Source organism: Zooshikella sp. RANM57 (assembly GCF_050749885.1).
In the GTDB taxonomy this organism is placed as follows: Bacteria; Pseudomonadota; Gammaproteobacteria; order Pseudomonadales; family Zooshikellaceae; genus Zooshikella.
Window position 1 is genome coordinate 1,662 of the sequence record NZ_JBOIUB010000038.1, and the last position, 2,459, is coordinate 4,120.

The following is a 2,459-nucleotide window of genomic DNA, read 5'->3' on the forward strand; positions in this document are numbered from 1 at the left end:
CTGCAAGGGGATTACAGCTTTGCCGCTGAGCGGGGTGAGTCGGGCGAGTTTAGCGCCAAGGCCCACCACCAGCTCAGTAGTTTCCATGCCTTGGACCAGGGTAGCGTTACGCACCGCAATACCGGTCGTCCCGCTTACACTAAAGCCAGCCTGGATTATGTGATTGGCGAAGGGATGGAGACCCGCCACAGCATTCACCGTAAACAGCACTTTAATGCCTTTGGTGAGGTCATTGAAGAAGTGGATGGGCTTGGTAACAGCACCACCTTCCGCTATAACCAGCTCGGGCAGATGGTCACCAAGCAGGCCCCCGAAACCGAGGCCACTGATGAACAGGGTCAGGTGCATCAGGTGCGGCCAACCACCCATTATGGCTATGACCTGTTAGGGCAACAGATCACCACGACTGATGCTAACGGCAATATCAATGAACAACAGTGGGCGGCAGGACAGATCATCGGGGAACGTCATGCTGATGGTGGTCAGGTGCAGATGGGCTTTGATGCCTTTGGCCGCAAAGTCAGCCAGACCAATGAGCTGGGTGAAGTCACCAGGTACCAGTATGACCAGGTGGGTAATGTCACCCGGGTTGAACGGGCGGGGGGCAATATCGACCAGTACACCTACGATGCGGCGGGTCAACGGCTAACCCATACCAATGCCTTAGGGCATACCGAGCGCTACCAGTACGACAGCAAAGGCCGCGTCATGGCTCACCACAGCTATGGCAACATGGTGACCCAGTACAGCTACCGCTATGACACGAGTATTGGCGGTACCGGCGGCTGGGTCGTGACCAAAACCGATGGTAACAAACACACCCTGGTGGATCATCGGGATGCCTTTGACCGTATTCACTACCACAAAGACTTAGGCGGTCGCACCTTCACCTATGGCTACAATGTCGCAGGTAAACTGGCCTGGCAGAAAGGCGATACGGTGCTGAAAAACACCAGCAAGGTCGACCAGGAGATTTACTACGGTTACTACAACAACGGCTATATCAAAAACATCGATGATGTCGGGGCCAATAACTATGCCGAGTTTAAGTATGACAAAAACGGCAACCTGATCTTTGAAGGCTACAGCAATAAAGATGCGAAAGACGGCTATAAGGATGTTTATACCCAACACTCCACGGTGGCATACGACAGCCTGAACCGCATCAAAAAAATCACCGATGCCAAGTACACCATCGAGTATCAGTACGATGCCATGGGCAACCGGCGTCAGGTGCACAGTCGTTACCAACAAGTCAACGGTGACTGGCATGACCAGGACTTCTGGTACACCTACGATGCCATGAATCGCTTTACCACCACCATGGGCGCGCTCAAAGACGGGCAGATTACCCCAGGAGACCATGGGTATCGCATCAGCTATAACCTGGCGGGGCAGCGGGTCACTGCGACCAATAAACAACATACCGAACGTTATCACTATGATGGTAACGGTAAACTCACCGAAACCTACATTGACGATAAGCTACGCGCCAAGCGGATCAACGATGTGGTGGGTAATACCACCCACTACATGGAGTACTATGACTCAAAACAAACGGAGGATGATCAGCTTAAAATCTACCGGCAGGTGAATAAGGTCTACGATCAGGATAATCGGGCAACCCGCGAAACCACCAGCATTGCAGAGGGCAAAGCGCAAAACAAAGGCAGTACCTATCACTTCGATGGGGCCGGTAACCTCAGCTGGACCCAGACCTTTGGGGGGGATGGTCCAGCTGTGCGGACCAGCTATACCTATGAGCGTTGGGACGACTACAAGCAGAAGACCATCAAAAATGAAGGGATCACAGGCGAAGAGTTTGACTTCCCTTGGCGGCCCGGGATGTCGATTCTGCATTACGACGTCAACGGCCATGTCAACATGGCGGAAGACAAATACAATGCGCGCATCCTGCGCTATGTGAATAACCATAAAGGCCAGATCCTGACCCGTACCGAGGAAGGTCATGACCGTAACGCCAATCACAAAGCCTACCTGCGTACTCATCACTTCTACTACGTCAATGGCATTGGTATTGGTGATGTCGGGGATGATGGTCCGACCTATACCGACTATGCGACCCAGCTGGCCTATAACCAAGGCTTAATGCGCAAGCCGGATAAAACTGAGCCGGTATTCAGTGCCGACTTCGATGCCAACTTCCAGGCCATTGGCGAAAACTACCCGGCGCAAAGTCCGGGGGGCTATACCGTACAACAAGGCGATACCCTGCAAACCATCGCCTTGGCGCTATGGGGCGATAGCAGCCTGTGGTTTATGTTGGCCGATGCCAATGGTTTGCAACCCCAGCAACTGAAAGACTTAAAACCGGGCACCTTCCTCACGGTGCCGAACAAAGTCACCAATATCCACAATAACAGCAGTACCTTCCGCCCCTATAACGCTGGGGTGGCGATTGGTGATGTGAGTCCGACGTTACCGGATATGCCACCGCC

1 protein-coding gene is annotated in these 2,459 nt (G+C 53.2%); it reads left to right on the forward strand.

Going from position 1 to position 2,459, the window contains the following annotated elements:
• Positions 1–2,459 (forward strand): LysM peptidoglycan-binding domain-containing protein (locus tag ACQ96U_RS26965; RefSeq protein WP_431724379.1); only part of this gene is annotated, 2,459 nt, incomplete at both ends.